The organism is Paraburkholderia rhizosphaerae, assembly GCF_004366595.1.
Classification (GTDB): Bacteria; Pseudomonadota; Gammaproteobacteria; order Burkholderiales; family Burkholderiaceae; genus Paraburkholderia; species Paraburkholderia rhizosphaerae.
Genome location: NZ_SORE01000003.1, coordinates 169,207 through 185,020 on the forward strand (window position 1 = coordinate 169,207; position 15,814 = coordinate 185,020).

Below are 15,814 nucleotides of genomic sequence, written 5' to 3' on the forward strand. Positions count from 1 at the left end.
GCGACGGCACACGAAACGCACGTCGCGCACCGACAGGATCGAACCATCGCCTTGAAGACCACTCAGCAACAACTGGAATTCACTGCACCGCGCGACGACAATGCGCGGCTCGCCAACCTCTGCGGTCCGCTCGACGAAAACTTGCGGCAGATCGAACAGGCACTCGATGTGACGCTGCAACGCCGCGGCCATCGGATCAGCATCCGCGGGCGCGGCGCGAAGGTGGCGCTCACCGCGCTCGAAAACTTCTACAACAATGCGCGCGACCCGCTGTCGGTCGACGATATCCAGCTTGCGCTCGTCGAATCGCGTCATCCGGGCAATGGCACCCGCCCGATCCGCTCCCCGAACGGCGACGACGAACTGGACCCGCGCTTTCGCGGCGATCCGGACCATCCGTTCGACGAACCCGCGCATGATGGCGCGGAGGAAGAGATCGAAGAGCATGGTCCGAAGCTGTACACGCGGCGCGCCGACCTGCGCGGCCGCACGCCCGCGCAGCGCGAATATCTGAAGCAGATCGTCTCGCACGATGTGACCTTCGGCGTCGGACCTGCCGGCACCGGCAAGACGTATCTCGCGGTCGCGTGCGCAGTCGACGCGCTCGAGCGCGACCAGGTGAAGCGCATCGTGCTGACGCGGCCCGCGGTCGAAGCCGGCGAGCGGCTCGGCTTCCTGCCGGGCGACCTCGCGCAGAAGGTGGACCCGTATTTGCGGCCGCTGTACGACGCGCTGTACGACCTGCTCGGCTTCGACAAGACTGCGAAGATGTTCGAACGGCAGATGATCGAGATCGCGCCGCTTGCCTATATGCGCGGCCGCACGCTGAACCATGCGTTCATCATCCTCGACGAAGCGCAGAACACGACGCCCGAGCAGATGAAGATGTTCCTCACGCGGATCGGCTTCGGCTCGAAGGCGGTGGTGACCGGCGATACGACGCAGATCGACTTGCCGCGCGGCCAGAAAAGCGGGCTGATCGAAGCGCAGCAGGTGCTGTCGAATGTGCGCGGTATTGCGCTCACGCGTTTTACCAGCGCGGACGTCGTGCGTCATCCGCTGGTTGCGCGGATTGTCGAAGCCTACGACGCGCACTCGAAGCAGGAGGACAGCGCAGCGGACGCCAACGCTTCTCGCCGCTCGCCCGCATGAACCGCGCGCCAAAACTGTCGTTGAATCTGCAATTCCCCGCCGCGAAGGCATGGCCCGAACACAAGGCCCTGCTGCCGCGCGCGAGTGTCGCAAGCTGGATCAAGGCCGCGCTTTTCGCCGACGCGCAACTGACCGTGCGCTTCGTCGATGCGGACGAAGGCCGCACGCTGAACCGCACGTACCGCGGCAAGGACTACGCGACCAACGTGCTGACTTTTGCGTATGCGGAATCGGAGGACGATCCAGTCAGCGGCGATCTGATCCTGTGCTGTCCGGTCGTCGAAAAGGAAGCGGCCGAGCAGCGCAAACCGCTCGCCGCGCACTATGCGCATCTTTTGGTTCACGGTACCCTGCATGCTCAGGGCTACGATCACGAGAACGACGCGGATGCGCAGGAAATGGAAGCCATCGAAACGCAGGTGCTGGCCGGCCTTGGTTTTCCTGATCCCTACCGGTAAAGCAAATACCGCCCGTTGCCGTCAATGCCGTGATGAACTGTCCAACCGCAGCGAGCCGCCGCTTATCCGATACCCGACGCGCCGCCTAACCTGCCACCGACCGTGACTGTCCGTCATCCCGACTCCGCACCGCCCAGCACGCATGACCGCCCCAGCTATCCGCCGGCGCTCGGCGAATCGCGGCTGCTGTCGGATGACGAATTGCGCGCATCGATCGATGACACGTTGGCCCGATGGGATCGCGCGACCGATCTGTGGCTGTTCGGCTATGGCTCGCTGATCTGGAACCCCGGTCTGCCGACCGCGGAAGCGATTCGCTCGCGTGTGCACGGCTACCACCGCGGCCTTTACCTGTGGTCGCGCGTGAACCGCGGCACGCCTGAGCAGCCGGGTCTCGTGCTCGCGCTCGACCGCGGCGGCTCGTGCAGCGGCATCGCGTTTCGCCTCGCCGCCGAAGGCGCGCAACCGCACCTCGAGGCGCTATGGCGCCGTGAAATGGCGCTGGGCTCGTACCGGCCAGCGTGGCTGCCGTGCGTGCTCGCCGATGGCCGGCGCGTCGACGCGCTCGCGTTCGTGATGCGGCGCGACGTGCCGAGTTACACCGGCAAGCTGTCGGACGACGTGGTCCGCGCCGTGTTCGACTGCGCGTGTGGCCGGTACGGCACGACGCTCGACTATGTGAGCCGCACGGTCGACGCGCTGCGCAACAGCGGCATGCCCGACCGCTCGCTCGAAGCCTTGCTTGCGCGCTGCAAGCGCGAGGCAACGCCAGCCGCGCGCCAGCCCGACGCACGCGGCACAACCGGCGGGGAAACCATCGAACCGGCGCACAAGACAGGCACCGGCCGGTGACAGCCACCACCTGACACGCACCGACTGCGCCGCAACGTCCCCTTACGTCACATTAAATATTCCCTGCTGTCCCGCTTTTACCCCGCTTTTGGCTGCTCTTACCCTTCACGCATCGCATTTATCCGTTACGATGAAACCGTCGAATGCATCGCCACGCGCACACCGCTCCAGGCTTCGCCGCCGGTCGGACACCGCAGGCAACTGCGAACGTCCGTGCACAAACCCGCAACCGCCTGCCGCGAGCGCATGCACGGCGGGACACGGACCTGCCATGCGCGTGGTGTATCCTTAACACTCTGCAACAGCGCGCCGGGCCCAGCCGGGCGCACCACCATGAACGACACGTATCCCAGTCGACGATCCACCAGCGACAAACCCGCCGAAAAACGCTCGCTGCTCGAGCGATTGACCGACTTCATCTCGCCCGAGCCTGACTCCCGCGGCGAACTCCTCGAAATCCTGCAGGACGCGCACGAGCGCAACCTGATCGACGCCGATTCGCTGTCGATGATCGAAGGCGTGTTCCAGGTGTCCGAACTCAGTGCGCGCGACATCATGGTGCCCCGCGCGCAAATGGACGCGATCAATATCGCGGACACGCCCGCTGATTTCATCCCGTTCATGCTGGAAAAAGCGCACTCGCGCTATCCGGTCTACGAAGGCAACCGCGACAACGTGATCGGCGTGCTGCTCGCGAAAGACCTGCTGCGCTACTACGCGGAGGAAGAATTCGACGTGCGCGGCATGCTGCGGCCCGCGGTGTTCATTCCGGAGTCGAAGCGCCTGAACGTGCTGCTGCATGACTTTCGCGTGAACCGCAATCACATTGCGATCGTCGTCGACGAGTACGGTGGTGTCGCCGGGCTGATTACGATTGAAGACGTGCTCGAGCAGATCGTCGGCGACATCGAAGACGAATACGACTTCGACGAGGAAAGCGGCAATATCATCGCATCGCCGGATGGTCGCTACCGCGTGCGCGCGCTTACCGAGATCGAGCAGTTCAACGAAGAATTCGACACGCATTTTTCCGACGAAGAAGTCGATACGATCGGCGGCCTCGTCACGCACCACTTCGGGCGTGTGCCGCATCGCGGCGAGAAAGTGCGCCTCGGCGACCTGATCTTCGAAGTGCTGCGCGCCGACGCGCGGCAAATCCACATGCTGCTGGTGCGCAAGGACCCGCTCGCGGGCCAGCGCGAACGCGACGCCCAGCACGTGCAGACCTGATTGTCCCGTTCGCTTTGCCTGTCGAACGCAACCTACGCAACCCCACGCAACCGCGCGCGCCATTCAACCGCAGCCGAACGCAAAGAACCGAACGAAAGTAGAACGATGGCCGACCCGATTTCTTCCCGTCTGCGCCGCGGCGTGACGCCCGACGAAGCCGCAGCGGGCGGCCGCACATTACCACGTTGGCACTATCTTGCGGCGCTCGCCGCGGGGGCGTTCAATACGCTGTCGTTTGCGCCGACGCCGCATGGCGGCTGGCTCGGTCTCGCGATCTTCGTTTTTTTCTATGCCTGGCTCACGCGCGCGACCGGCTGGAAGAGCGCCGCGCTGACTGGCTTCGCATTCGGCTTCGGCAACTTCGTGACGGGTGTCTGGTGGTTGTATGTGAGCATGCACGACTACGGCGGCATGCCCGCGCCGCTCGCGGGTGCCGCGCTTGTGTTGTTCTCGATGTATCTCGCGTTGTATCCGGCCTTCGCGGCCGGCGTGTGGTCGTTTTGCGCGGGACATGCGCGCAACGGCAAAGCCGACGACACGCCATTCTCGCCGACCTGGCACGGCGCATTCGCATTCGCCAGCGCATGGGCGCTCGGCGAATGGCTGCGCGGCACCGTATTCACCGGCTTTCCGTGGCTTGCGAGCGGGTATGCGCAAGTGGACGGGCCGTTTGCCGGCTTTGCGCCGCTTGCGGGTGTGTACGGCGTCGGCTGGGTGCTCGCACTGACGGCCGCGCTGATCGCGCAGGCGTTGCTGCGTGCGTTCGGCAAAAGCAGTGCGACGGCCGCCGGCGGTGCCAGCGGCGCACGCGGAACCCGTCAGTCGAGCATTGCCCGCAGCGCGGCGCCGGCCATCATCGCCGTTGCGCTGATCGCCGCAGGCCTGCTGCTGCCGCTTGTGTCGTGGACGCAGCCTGCGAACGCCACGCTCAATGTCCGGCTGCTGCAAGGCAACGTGAAGCAGGAGATGAAATTCGAACAGGCGGGGGTGAACGCGGCGATCAACGAGTATCAGCAAATGATCACCGCAAAGCCCGCGGATCTGATCGTCACGCCGGAAACCGCGATTCCGGTGCTCGCGCAGGACGTGCCGAACGCGTTCGCAGTCGCGATTCGTCAGTTCGCCGATTCGACCGGCACGTCGATCCTGTTTGGTGCGATCGGCGGTGAGATCACGCCGGAAGGCCGCGTCGTCAACTATACGAATAGCCTGTTCGGCATCACGCCGAATACGAACAACGTGTATCGCTACGACAAACATCATCTGGTGCCGTTCGGCGAATTCGTGCCATGGGGCTTTCGCTGGTTCGTCAATTTGATGAGCATTCCACTTGGCGACTTTGCGCGAGGTGCGCCGGTGCAAAAGCCATTTACCGTGCATAACCAGCCGGTGTCGGTCGATATCTGCTACGAAGACATCTTCGGCGAAGAGATCGCGCGCACGGTACGCGAGAACGCAACGCCGGCCGGCGTGCTGATCAACTCGACCAACCTCGCGTGGTTCGGCAATACGATTGCGCTCGACCAGCATCTGCAGATCGCGCGGATGCGTTCGCTCGAAACCGGCCGGCCGATGCTGCGCGCGACCAACACCGGCACGACGGCCGCGATTGATGCACGCGGCAATGTGATCGCGCGGCTGCCGCCGTTCACACAAGGCTCGCTCGATGTAACGATCCAGGGCACGACGGGCAACACGCCGTACGTGACGAGCGGCAATAACACTGTGCTTGCGGTGTCGCTGTTGCTGCTCGCGTTCGGCTTTGCGTTTGGTCCGTCGCGCGTGGACCGGAACGGCAGGAAAGCAGCCGGGGACGCGAAGCACGCCGATCAGAATAGCAACGGCGACTCGGTGCGATGAACGGTGAGCTAGCGGTGAACTGAGCCCGAACCAAACGGTGAGCTGCGTGGTGAAATAAGCGCGATCTGCGCGGAGAACCGAACACCAACCGGTGCGACCGGCAGCGCATGAACCGGACACAAACCGCATAGCCGCCTCCGCGAGCCCCGCCGAACCTCTCAACCCAACCGCAATCCGGTAAAATTCACGCTTTTAGCACCGGGCCGCGCGACGACCCACCGCCCCGACCGGCGCGATGCAGCGGTCGTCCCGCGGCGATTCACACGCGCGCCGCACTTCCCGCCGGAAAGGCACTTCATGCTCACGTTTCAGCAAATCATCCTGACGCTGCAGTCCTACTGGGACAAGCAGGGTTGCGCGCTGCTCCAGCCGATCGACATGGAAGTCGGCGCGGGCACCTCGCACGTCCATACGTTCCTTCGCGCAATCGGCCCAGAGCCGTGGCGGGCCGCCTATGTGCAGCCGTCGCGCCGCCCGAAGGACGGCCGCTATGGCGAGAACCCGAACCGCCTGCAGCACTACTACCAGTACCAGGTCGTGTTGAAGCCGGCACCCGAAGACATCCTCGATCTTTACCTCGGCTCGCTCGAAGCACTCGGCTTCGATCTGAAGCAAAACGATGTGCGCTTCGTCGAGGACGACTGGGAGAATCCGACGTTAGGCGCATGGGGTCTCGGCTGGGAAGTGTGGTTAAACGGCATGGAAGTCACGCAGTTCACGTACTTCCAGCAGGTTGGCGGCCTCGACTGCAAACCGGTGCTCGGCGAAATCACCTACGGGCTCGAGCGTCTCGCGATGTATCTGCAAAAGGTCGAGAACGTCTACGACCTGACCTGGACCGAGTGGGAAGAACAAGGTCCGAACGGCCCGGCACTGCGTCGCCTCACCTATGGCGACGTGTATCACCAGAACGAAGTCGAACAGTCGACGTATAACTTCGAACACGCGAACGTCGAACTGCTGTTCACGTTCTTCAACAGCTACGAAAGCGAAGCGAAGCGGATGATCGAAGCGCAGGTGCCGCTGCCCGCGTACGAACTGGTGCTGAAGGCCGCGCATACGTTCAACCTGCTCGATGCGCGCGGCGCGATCTCGGTCACCGAGCGCGCGGCGTATATCGGTCGCATCCGCAATCTGTCGCGCTTCGTCGCGCAGGCTTACTACGAATCGCGCGAGAAGCTCGGTTTCCCGATGCTCGGCGATCCAGTGCACGCGGTACCCGGTCTCGAAACCGACGAACAGGAAGCCGCGAAGCCCGCATGGGCGCCGCCGCTGAAAATCGAGCCGAGCTTCGACAAAGAATGACGAGACAAGAACACATGACGCACTCCCATCACGCCACCCTGCTCGTCGAGTTGCTCACCGAAGAGCTCCCGCCGAAAGCGCTCGCGCGCCTCGGCGATGCCTTCGCCGAAGGCATTGCGCAGCGCCTCGCGGCGCGCGATCTGATCGACGGCGAACTGTCGTTCGAACGCCATGCGACGCCACGGCGCCTCGCGGTCACCATCAACAACGTGCGCGCGGTCGCGCCGGAAAAACACGTGCGCGAAAAAGTGCTGCCGGTGTCGGTCGCGCTCGATGCGAACGGCCAGCCCACCGCGCCGCTGGCGAAGAAGCTCGCCGCGCTCGGCTTCCCGGACTTCTCCGTGAGCAATCTTGAACGCGCATCGGACGGCAAGGCCGAGGCGTTCTTCCTGCGTTATGCAGCGCCCGGCGCGACGCTCGCCGAAGGCCTGCAGACCGCGCTCGACGAAACGCTGGCGAAGCTGCCCATTCCGAAGGTGATGACCTATCAGCGCCCGGACGGCACCAACGTGCAGTTCGTGCGCCCCGTGCATCGGCTCACGGTGCTGCACGAAGACCAGATCGTGCCGGTCAGCGCATTCGGCATCGATGCGGACGACACCACGCTCGGCCATCGATTCCTGTCCGAAGGCTTCGTACAGATCCAGCATGCGGACGCGTATGCGCAAACCCTGCGCGACAGGGGCCATGTGATCGCGCACTTCGCGGACCGCAAGAACGTGATTCGCTCGCATCTGCTCGCGCACGCGAACGGCGACCAGGTGGTGATGCCCGATGCGCTGCTCGACGAAGTGACGTCGCTGGTCGAATGGCCGGTTGTCTATGCATGCCGCTTCGAGGATGAATTCCTGCAGGTGCCGCAGGAATGCCTGATCCTCACGATGCAAACGAACCAGAAGTATTTCGCGCTCACCGATGCCAACGGCAAGCTGCGCTCGCGCTTTCTGATTGTCTCGAACATCGAGACCGACACGCCGGACGACATTATCGAAGGCAATGAGCGCGTGGTGCGCCCGCGTCTGGCTGACGCGAAGTTCTTTTTCGAACAGGACAAGAAAAAGCCGCTCGCGGACCGCGTGCCTCTGCTGGCGAACGTCGTGTATCACAACAAGCTCGGCAGCGCGCTGCAGCGGGTTGAGCGCATCGAAGCACTCGCCGGTGAGATCGCCGCGCTGACGGGCGGCGACGTCGCGCTCGCGAAGCGCGCCGCGCGCCTCGCGAAAGCCGACCTGCTCACTGACATGGTCGGCGAGTTCCCCGAGCTGCAGGGCACGATGGGCACCTACTATGCGCGCCACGACGGCGAGCCCGAAGATGTCGCGCTCGCGTGTTCCGAGCACTACCAGCCGCGCTTCTCAGGCGACGCGCTGCCCGCGACCGCGACCGGCACGACGGTTGCCCTCGCGGACAAGCTCGAAACGCTAGTCGGCATCTGGGGCATCGGGCTGCACCCGACCGGAGAGAAAGACCCGTTCGCACTGCGTCGCCATGCGCTGGGCGTACTGCGCATTCTGATTGAAAAGCAGTTGCCGGTCGATCTGGTCGAATTGCTGCGCGCCGCGTACAGACAGTTCGCCGCGATCCCGAACGTCGCCGATTCGACGGCCGCGCTGTACGAGTTCTTTATGGACCGCTTGCGCGGCCTGCTGCGCGAGCGCGGCTACGGCATCGGTGAGATCGATGCGGTGCTCGCGCTCGGTCCCACGCGCCTTGACGACATCGTCGCCCGTCTCGATGCGGTGCGTGAATTCGCGGCGCTGGCTGAAGCAGCATCGCTGGCCGCGGCCAACAAGCGGATCTCGAACATCCTGAAAAAATCCGAGGGCATCGCGGCCAACGGCGCCGACGCGGTCGTGCAAGCGGCGCTGCTGGTCGAAAGCGCTGAAAAGGCGCTGCACGCGCAGCTCGAACAGGTTACGCCGCGCGTGCAGTCGCAGCTCGCGCAGCGCAAGTACACAGGTGCGCTGTCCGCACTTGCGGCGCTGCGCGAACCGGTCGACACATTCTTCAACGACGTGATGGTCAACGCGGAAGATCCTGCATTGCGAGCAAACCGTCTGGCTCTGCTCGGCGCGCTGCATCAGCAGATGAACTGCGTCGCCGACATTTCGCGGCTCGCCGCCTGAGCGCCCACGCCATGGCTAGCGCAAAGAAACTGGTGGTGCTGGACCGCGACGGCGTGATCAACGTCGATTCAGACGCGTTTATCAAGTCGCCGGATGAATGGGTCGCGCTGCCCGGCAGTCTCGAGGCGATCGCACGACTCAATCAGGCCGGCTACCGCGTCGCGATCGCGACGAACCAGTCCGGTATCGGGCGCGGTCTGTTCGACATGGCCGCACTCAACGCGATGCACGAGAAGATGCACCGGATGGCCGCGACGGTCGGCGCGCGCATCGACACGATCTTCTTCTGTCCGCATACGGCCGAAGATCAATGCGAATGCCGCAAACCGAAGCCCGGCATGCTGAAGATGATCGCCGAGCGCTACGACGTCGAGCCGAAGGGCACGCCCGCGGTCGGCGATTCGCTGCGCGACCTGCAAGCGGCCGCCGCGCTCGGTTTTACGCCGCATCTCGTGCTGACCGGTAAAGGCCGCGACACCTTGGCCGCGGGCGGCCTTCCCGAAGGCACGCGCGTGCACGACGACCTGCGCGCGTTCGCCCTCGACTACCTTGCCGAAGAACAGGAGTGATGCGCACACGGCGCATCATCCATACTCGTTGAATTGACCGATGCGCTTTATACGCTCTTTGTTGCTGTTCGTCTTCTTCATCGTCTTCACGGCGCCGTACGCGACCGCGTGCTTCATCGCGTTTCCGTTCATGCATGCGGACCGGCGCTACTGGATGGCGGTCGGCTGGTGCCGCACGGTGGTCGCGGTGCTGCGCGGCGTCGGCGGCATCCGCTATACGGTGCAAGGCAGGGAGAACCTGCCGGACGGCCCCGCGGTGCTGCTGTCGAAGCATCAGTCCGCGTGGGAAACCATCGCGTTTCCCGCGCTGATGCCGCGGCCGCTGTGCTATGTGTTCAAGCGCGAATTGCTGTACGTGCCGTTCTTCGGCTGGGCGCTTGGCATGCTGAAGATGGTCCACATCAATCGCAAGGAAGGAAAGCATGCTTTCGTATCGGTGACGAAGCAGGGCAAGCACCGGATGGAAGAAGGCGCGTGGGTCATCATGTTTCCCGAAGGCACGCGCACGCCGACCGGCAAGCAAGGCAAGTACAAAACCGGCGGCGCGCGTTTCGCAGTCGCAGCGGGCGCGCCGGTCGTGCCGATCGCCCATAACGCGGGACGTGTGTGGCCTCGCAACTCGTTTATCAAATATCCGGGTATAGTCACGGTGTCGATTGGCAAGCCGATCGACACGCGCGGGCTCACGCCCGATGAAGTGAACATGCGCGTCGAAACATGGATCGAAGCCGAGATGCGCCGCATCGATCCTGCCGCTTATGGCGCCGGGCACAATGCGCCTGCCGCCGCGCAAATCTGACGCGTGCACGCCGCCTCTTCATCATCGAGACGGCGTATTAGCGTGAAGCGAGTCCGATGCAGAAGTCTTCCAAGCCGCAACCCGCTGCGGCGCTCGATAGCCGGCAACTCGATCTGCCGCTCTTCGAAGCGCCCGGCAAGCCCGACTCACCGCCGCAGCCGTCGCCGGCGGTGCCTCTTGCGCCCGATGGCACGAAGCTGCGCCACATTACGCTGGGCGCACGTTCGCTGTACTACTACCTGAAGCGCTCGTCGCGCCGCTCGATCGGCTTTGCGATCGATGGCAGCGGTCTCACCATCACCGCGCCGCGTTGGGTCACGCTGACCGATATCGAAACCGCGATCACGGAAAAACAGCGCTGGATTTTCACGAAGCTCACCGAATGGCAGACGCGCGTCGAGCAGCGTGCGTTGCCGCGCGTCGACTGGAAAGATGGCGCGCAGGTGCCTTATCTGGGGCATCCGGTAAGCGTGACGCTTGGTGCGCCGCATGGCACGCTGCTATTCGATGCGCAGCAGGCGTCGCTTGCGCTGCCGTTGCCGATGCAGGCGGACCCGCAGCAGATCAAGGACCGCGTGCAAGGCTGGCTGCAGAGCGAGGCGAAGCGGCTGTTCGGCGAACGCCTCGATATTTACGCGGAAAAACTGGGTGTGAACTACCGCGCGTATGCGCTATCGTCGGCGGCGACGCGCTGGGGAAGCTGTTCGAGCGACGGCAAGATTCGCCTGAACTGGCGGCTGATTCACTTCCCGGTGTCGATCATCGACTATGTCGTCGCGCATGAACTTGCGCACTTGCGTGAGATGAACCATAGCCCGCGCTTCTGGCAAACCGTCGAATCGATTTTCCCCGAATTCCGCGAAGCGCGGCAGACGCTCAAGCATCATCCGCCGGAGTTGCTGCCGGCGTTGTAGAGCGATGCCTGATACGCGGCGGCCATCGCGCCGCGCGGTAGCGCACGCGGGCGCGTAACGCGCCTGCGTGCGTTCGAGCGTGAGCGGAAGCAGCCGCGTGCTACCGCTTGCCGCAGTGCGACGCGGTGCAAAGTGATGCAACGCGCCTCGCGATCAAGACTTCTTCTGAATGAACTCGATCTTGTAGCCATCCGGGTCGGTGATAAACGCGATCACTGTCGTGCCATGTTTCATCGGGCCGGCTTCGCGCACCACGGTGCCGCCCTGTGCCTTGATCTTTTCGCACGCGGCGTACGCGTCTTCGACTTCGATCGCGAGGTGGCCGAACGCCGTACCCAGATCGTACGATTCAGTATCCCAGTTGTGCGTCAGCTCGATGACCGTGCCGTCGCGTTCATCGGTGTAACCGACGAACGCCAGCGTGAATTTTCCATCCGGATAGTCCTGGCGGCGCAGCACTTTCATGCCGAGAAGCTCGGTGTAGAACTTGATCGAGCGGTCCAGGTTGCCGACGCGAAGCATCGTGTGGAGAAAGCGCATCGTGAACTCCTGATTGCGTGATGTCGAGGACGTAAATGTACCGAAAAAGTCGCGCGCTCGCTGACGCCTCGGCAACCCGATCAGACTCAGAACAGGTGCCGCAAACCCGCCATCAGGCCGATCTGCGTGCTCTTCTGCGCGAGCCCGACGCTGTTGACGCCCTGTAGCTGCGCGCCGATCAGGTCGCCCCGATAGAGCGCGTAGTCCGCTTCGACATACACGTCGGTGCGCTTCGAAAGGCTATAGTCAGCGACGATCTGATACTGCCATGCGGAGCCGTCCTGCGCATCGGTTTTGCCGTCCTGCAGCGTGCGCCATACGTTCAGCGCGACATGCCACGCACCGCCGAGGGCCTGCGTGATGCCGCCGAATATCATCTGACGCCGCGAGAAATCGGTGTACTTGAGCGCGGCGAGCACCGGCGCGGTGAACGGCCCGTTCGCGAAGTTCGAAAAGCCGGGGTCGTTGCGATTGACGATATAGCCGAGTGCCGCGCGCGTGCCGTCCCACACGAACGCGCCGCCGAACGTCCAGGCTTTCGCGGTACTGCCGTTGAGCGAATCGCGCGTTTCTTCATACGCGCCGCCGAGGTTCACCGGGCCGCCTTTCGGCGACCACGCGGCAGCGGCGCCGTATTGCGAGCCGTATGACATGTGGCCCGCGACGCCGCCAAACGCATACGCGGCGGCGAACGTCACGCCGGCAAAGCGCGCCTGATACTGCACCTGGTTGCTGGTCCAGATGCCACCGGACATCGTCACTTCGGGCTGGAAACTGAAGTCGTAGGGAATCCACGGATTACTGCCATAGCCGCCTATCGTGATGCCCTCGATCAGCACGTTAGGCTGCCGGCCGAAGATAAGCTTTCCATACGATGACGACTGCACGCCCACTTGCGCTTCGTTGAAGAATGGCAATGTCGTGTCGCTTTGCCCGCTGTTGATGTAGAAGCGGTTCTCGAGCCTGAAGAAAGCGGTCCAACCGCCACCGAGATCGTCAATGCCCCGGAGGCCCCAGCGGCTCTCGCTCATCCCACCGTTACCGAGCCCGATGGTCGATGCGCCGGCTTTGCTGGTATGCGTCAGATAGCGGACGCTTTCATCGACGATACCGTACAGCGTGACGCTCGACTGCGCATGCGATGGCGAACTCGCCAGCGACGACAATACCGATAGCGTCGACGCCAGCGACAGCATGACTGTCCACCTGCGGTCCTTCACGATGCCGTCTCCTTTTTGGTGCGGGACGTGCTTATGCGGGCTGAATGCGTTCTGTATGCGGGAAAACGTCGAGGCAAACTGCGGAGTCCGCAGAATAATGCCTGACGTAAGGCGGAATGTGCGAAAAATGAAAGGCGCGCGACGCGGCCAGGCGGTTGCAGCCGGGACGGCTGTCCGATGCTGCGCGGAGTGAGTGACGGAATGTCACACGGTGAAGTGAATGCGGGATGAGAGATGCGAGCAAAGCGAAGCGCGCGCGTCAGACGATCGACGCACGCGCTCGAGGAAACAACGGACCGCGCGGCCTTCCATCGCCGCGCGCCCCTGTCACAACGCAGGCATCACCACTGGAAACCCGCGCCCGCTACCACGCCGACATTACCGTTCGTGCTGGTGTTGCCCGACAGCTTCACCACAAACTTGTTGTTCTGCGTCACGTACGATGCGCCGAATGCGGCGCCCGACTGCCCGCCGTAGCGCGCGCCCGCGAACGCAACCATCGCCTTGCCGGGCTGTGTCGGCTGCGGCAAGCCCGCGACCGCCATCGCGGCTGCGGTGCCCGCGTTTGCGCCTTTCGCGACGTCATTGATCTGGCCTTGCAAACCGGAAATTTGCTGGTTCGTATGCGCGACCGCCGCGTTCAGCTGATTGACGTTCACCGCATCGCTGCCCTGCACGCCTGCCGCAATGTTGACGATCTGGCGCTCCGCGCCGGGCGCGCCTACGGACACGGTGTTGTCGCGGCTCGCTACCGAGTTCGCACCTAATGCAACCGAATTGTTCGCGGTCGCGCTCGCCTGAGAACCGAGCGCAACCGACGCGGAACCGGCCGCCTGCGCGCGGTCACCGAGCGCGGTTGAGTCGTTGCCGGACGCTTTCGCGCCCCCTCCGACTGCCAGCGAGTTCGAACCCGCGGCTGTCGCGGCGCCGCTCACCGTACTCGCGGAAATATAGGTCGTGCCGTTCGCGCCAAAATTCTGCACCGCCTGACCGAGCGCCGCGACCTGCTGGTTCGTCGCGAAGAGTTGCTCGCCCGTGACCGCATCGGTACTGGTAGCCGTCAGATCCGCGTCCTGCAGATTGGTCAGCCGCACATGTCCGTTGCTGCCCACGCCGCCGAGCGTCACCCGATCATGCGCTTCGCTGTCGTAAGCGAGTGAGTCGGAGAGAGCCGCTTGCGGCGCCGCACCGGCGCTGGCTCTCACGGCCGATGCGCGCAGCAGCGTGCCGTTGCTGACGTCGCCGCCCGACGTCGGAATAGCGGCCGCGATCGCCGCGTTCATCTGGCCGAGCGTCACCGCGTCGCTGTAGTTCACCGCGTCCGCGACGTTGACGATGCGCCGCTTCGCCGTATTCGAGCCCACTGCGAACGTGTTGTTCAGATTCGTCGACGAGCCCGCGCCGATCGCGATCGAATTGACGCCCGTCGCACGCGCATTCGCACCGATTGCCAGCGAGTTGTCGCCAGTTGCCTGAGCAAAACCGCCAATTGCCACTGCATTGACACCCGACGCGGTCGCATCCTGCGCGGTCGTTTCGCCGAACTTGATGTACTTCAGCTTCGACGAAATATCGGCCGCCGCCGACGATGCGTCGGTGATGCGCTGGTCGAGCGCATCGACCGCGCCATCGACGCCGATCACCGTATCGCCACCCACGTTGTATCTGGGCATCGTAATGCCGCCTTCGCCATTGACGATCGAGCCGCCACCGAGCGCCGACGCGATGCTGGACGCCGAGTTGTACAGTTGCGAGCCATTGATCGCATCCCTGCTGCCCGCGCTGACCACACCCGGCGCCAGGTTCGTGATAGTCGTGCCTGCCGTGCCACCGGCTAGCGTGACGCGCGCCTTCGTGGTGTCGTCATACGCGACGAACGCGTTGGTCGGATTGCCCGACGTATCGATTGCAAGACCTGCTGCCTTCAACTGCCCGACATTCACCGCGTCGGTGTTGTTGATGCCCGCCGACATGTTCGTCAACCGCCGCGTCAGCGTGCCGGTGAGATTCTGATTGAGCGCGGCCGTATCCGATGAGTTGCCGTCGCCACTGTCGCCATAGGCTCCCTTCAGCGGATTGTCGCCGACGCGGCCGAGCGAGACCGTGTTCGCTTCGGTCGCGACCGAGCCGGTGCCGAGCGCGACGCTGTTCTTCGCGCCGCTTGCGACATACGCCGCCGCGCCGATTGAGCTGCCGAAGTATGCGTAGGTCTGGTTGCTAAAGCCGAAGCCCGACGCAAAGCTCACGTTTGCCGGCACATAGCCATATGCGCCGACCACCGTCTCCGCGAGATTGTGCGCAGCGTCTTTGACGCCCGCATTCGCAAAGCAACCACCGACGACCGACCAGGTGCCGCTGCCGGCGTTGCTCGTCGTACAGTTTTGCCCCGTTGCCTTATCCGTGTCCGCAATCGTGATCGCGCTTGCCAACGATGTCGCCGGCGCGGACAGACCCGCGAGGCTCAACGCGATCATCGCGATGCTAGCCGTGACCGTCGTGCGTGACCGCGATTGGTCGGTCCGATCTTCACCGATTTCTATTGCCGCTACGTGAATGGGCGTCGGCTTCGGCCCAACTCTTTCGGTCCGGTGATTCTTATTCATTTTCTTATCCTAAATAATTTGAACGGAACCATCCGGCAGGATTTTTCCGATCAGATACGTTGCGAACAGAACTGGGGTAACAGTGCGCTGAAGTATAGAAACCCGACGACCGATGCCCTTATAGGACGAGTCCGAAAACCACGCACGTACAGTTCGTTAGGAATGCAACGCGAACAGGATAAGAAA

The 15,814-nt window shown here is 63.7% G+C and carries 13 protein-coding genes; 10 read left to right on the plus strand and 3 right to left on the minus strand.

What is annotated here, in order from left to right:
- The first annotated feature begins 51 nt into the window (after window positions 1-51).
- From BX592_RS04830 to BX592_RS04875, 10 genes are all read left to right on the plus strand, one after another.
- The gene (locus tag BX592_RS04830) at window positions 52-1,152 is read left to right on the plus strand and encodes a PhoH family protein (RefSeq protein WP_134190526.1); all 1,101 of its coding nucleotides are present in this window, start codon (window positions 52-54) and stop codon (window positions 1,150-1,152) included.
- Window positions 1,149-1,610 (plus strand): rRNA maturation RNase YbeY, encoded by a 462-nt coding sequence (gene ybeY, locus BX592_RS04835; RefSeq protein ID WP_134190527.1) that lies wholly within the window; start codon window positions 1,149-1,151, stop codon window positions 1,608-1,610. The genes BX592_RS04830 and ybeY overlap by 4 nt, the downstream gene beginning before the upstream one ends.
- Before the next feature lie 102 nt (window positions 1,611-1,712).
- Window positions 1,713-2,462, plus strand: a complete 750-nt coding sequence (locus tag BX592_RS04840; protein WP_134190528.1) for a gamma-glutamylcyclotransferase — start codon at window positions 1,713-1,715, stop codon at window positions 2,460-2,462.
- A gap of 333 nt (window positions 2,463-2,795) precedes the next feature.
- Window positions 2,796-3,692 carry an HlyC/CorC family transporter gene (locus BX592_RS04845; RefSeq protein WP_134190529.1) on the plus strand — a complete coding sequence of 299 codons (897 nt, stop codon included), beginning with the start codon at window positions 2,796-2,798 and terminating at the stop codon, window positions 3,690-3,692.
- A 105-nt stretch (window positions 3,693-3,797) separates the two neighbouring features.
- A complete protein-coding gene (gene lnt, locus BX592_RS04850; protein WP_134190530.1) occupies window positions 3,798-5,552 on the plus strand; it encodes an apolipoprotein N-acyltransferase in 1,755 nt (584 codons plus the stop codon).
- Window positions 5,553-5,849: 297 nt separating this feature from the next.
- A complete protein-coding gene (gene glyQ, locus BX592_RS04855) occupies window positions 5,850-6,857 on the plus strand; it encodes a glycine--tRNA ligase subunit alpha (RefSeq protein ID WP_134190531.1) in 1,008 nt (335 codons plus the stop codon).
- 14 nt (window positions 6,858-6,871) lie between these two features.
- Window positions 6,872-8,983, plus strand: coding sequence for a glycine--tRNA ligase subunit beta (gene glyS, locus BX592_RS04860; RefSeq protein ID WP_134190532.1), 2,112 nt, complete (start codon window positions 6,872-6,874; stop codon window positions 8,981-8,983).
- Window positions 8,984-8,994: 11 nt separating this feature from the next.
- Window positions 8,995-9,552 carry a D-glycero-beta-D-manno-heptose 1,7-bisphosphate 7-phosphatase gene (gene gmhB, locus BX592_RS04865; RefSeq protein WP_134190533.1) on the plus strand — a complete coding sequence of 186 codons (558 nt, stop codon included), beginning with the start codon at window positions 8,995-8,997 and terminating at the stop codon, window positions 9,550-9,552.
- Between the two features lie 40 nt (window positions 9,553-9,592).
- Entirely contained in the window at window positions 9,593-10,351 is a 759-nt protein-coding gene (locus BX592_RS04870; protein ID WP_134190534.1) for a lysophospholipid acyltransferase family protein, read from the plus strand.
- Window positions 10,352-10,407: 56 nt separating this feature from the next.
- On the plus strand, window positions 10,408-11,265 hold the full coding sequence (locus BX592_RS04875) for a M48 family metallopeptidase (RefSeq protein ID WP_134190535.1): 858 nt from the start codon (window positions 10,408-10,410) through the stop codon (window positions 11,263-11,265).
- A gap of 153 nt (window positions 11,266-11,418) precedes the next feature.
- Here BX592_RS04875 and gloA read toward each other — a convergent pair whose 3' ends face one another.
- The 3 genes from gloA to BX592_RS04890 all read right to left on the minus strand — a co-directional run bounded on the left by gloA (window position 11,419) and on the right by BX592_RS04890 (window position 15,628).
- Window positions 11,419-11,805 carry a lactoylglutathione lyase gene (gloA, locus tag BX592_RS04880; RefSeq protein ID WP_134190536.1) on the minus strand — a complete coding sequence of 129 codons (387 nt, stop codon included), beginning with the start codon at window positions 11,803-11,805 and terminating at the stop codon, window positions 11,419-11,421.
- Window positions 11,806-11,891: 86 nt separating this feature from the next.
- On the minus strand, window positions 11,892-13,001 hold the full coding sequence (locus BX592_RS04885) for a porin (protein WP_134190749.1): 1,110 nt from the start codon (window positions 12,999-13,001) through the stop codon (window positions 11,892-11,894).
- A 365-nt stretch (window positions 13,002-13,366) separates the two neighbouring features.
- The gene (locus tag BX592_RS04890; protein WP_134190537.1) at window positions 13,367-15,628 is read right to left on the minus strand and encodes a YadA family autotransporter adhesin; all 2,262 of its coding nucleotides are present in this window, start codon (window positions 15,626-15,628) and stop codon (window positions 13,367-13,369) included.
- Between the last annotated feature and the right edge of the window lie 186 nt (window positions 15,629-15,814).

Excerpts from the sequence above, each read along its gene's own strand:
- ybeY (WP_134190527.1), top strand. The coding sequence starts at position 1,149 with ATGAACCGCGCGCCAAAACTGTCGTTGAATCTGCAATTCCCCGCCGCG.
- gloA (WP_134190536.1), bottom strand. The coding sequence starts at position 11,805 with ATGCGCTTTCTCCACACGATGCTTCGCGTCGGCAACCTGGACCGCTCG.
- glyQ (WP_134190531.1), top strand. The coding sequence starts at position 5,850 with ATGCTCACGTTTCAGCAAATCATCCTGACGCTGCAGTCCTACTGGGAC.
- lnt (WP_134190530.1), top strand. The coding sequence starts at position 3,798 with ATGGCCGACCCGATTTCTTCCCGTCTGCGCCGCGGCGTGACGCCCGAC.
- glyS (WP_134190532.1), top strand. The coding sequence starts at position 6,872 with ATGACGCACTCCCATCACGCCACCCTGCTCGTCGAGTTGCTCACCGAA.
- BX592_RS04875 (WP_134190535.1), top strand. The coding sequence starts at position 10,408 with ATGCAGAAGTCTTCCAAGCCGCAACCCGCTGCGGCGCTCGATAGCCGG.
- BX592_RS04885 (WP_134190749.1), bottom strand. The coding sequence starts at position 13,001 with ATGCTGTCGCTGGCGTCGACGCTATCGGTATTGTCGTCGCTGGCGAGT.
- BX592_RS04845 (WP_134190529.1), top strand. The coding sequence starts at position 2,796 with ATGAACGACACGTATCCCAGTCGACGATCCACCAGCGACAAACCCGCC.
- gmhB (WP_134190533.1), top strand. The coding sequence starts at position 8,995 with ATGGCTAGCGCAAAGAAACTGGTGGTGCTGGACCGCGACGGCGTGATC.
- BX592_RS04870 (WP_134190534.1), top strand. The coding sequence starts at position 9,593 with ATGCGCTTTATACGCTCTTTGTTGCTGTTCGTCTTCTTCATCGTCTTC.
- BX592_RS04890 (WP_134190537.1), bottom strand. The coding sequence starts at position 15,628 with ATGAATAAGAATCACCGGACCGAAAGAGTTGGGCCGAAGCCGACGCCC.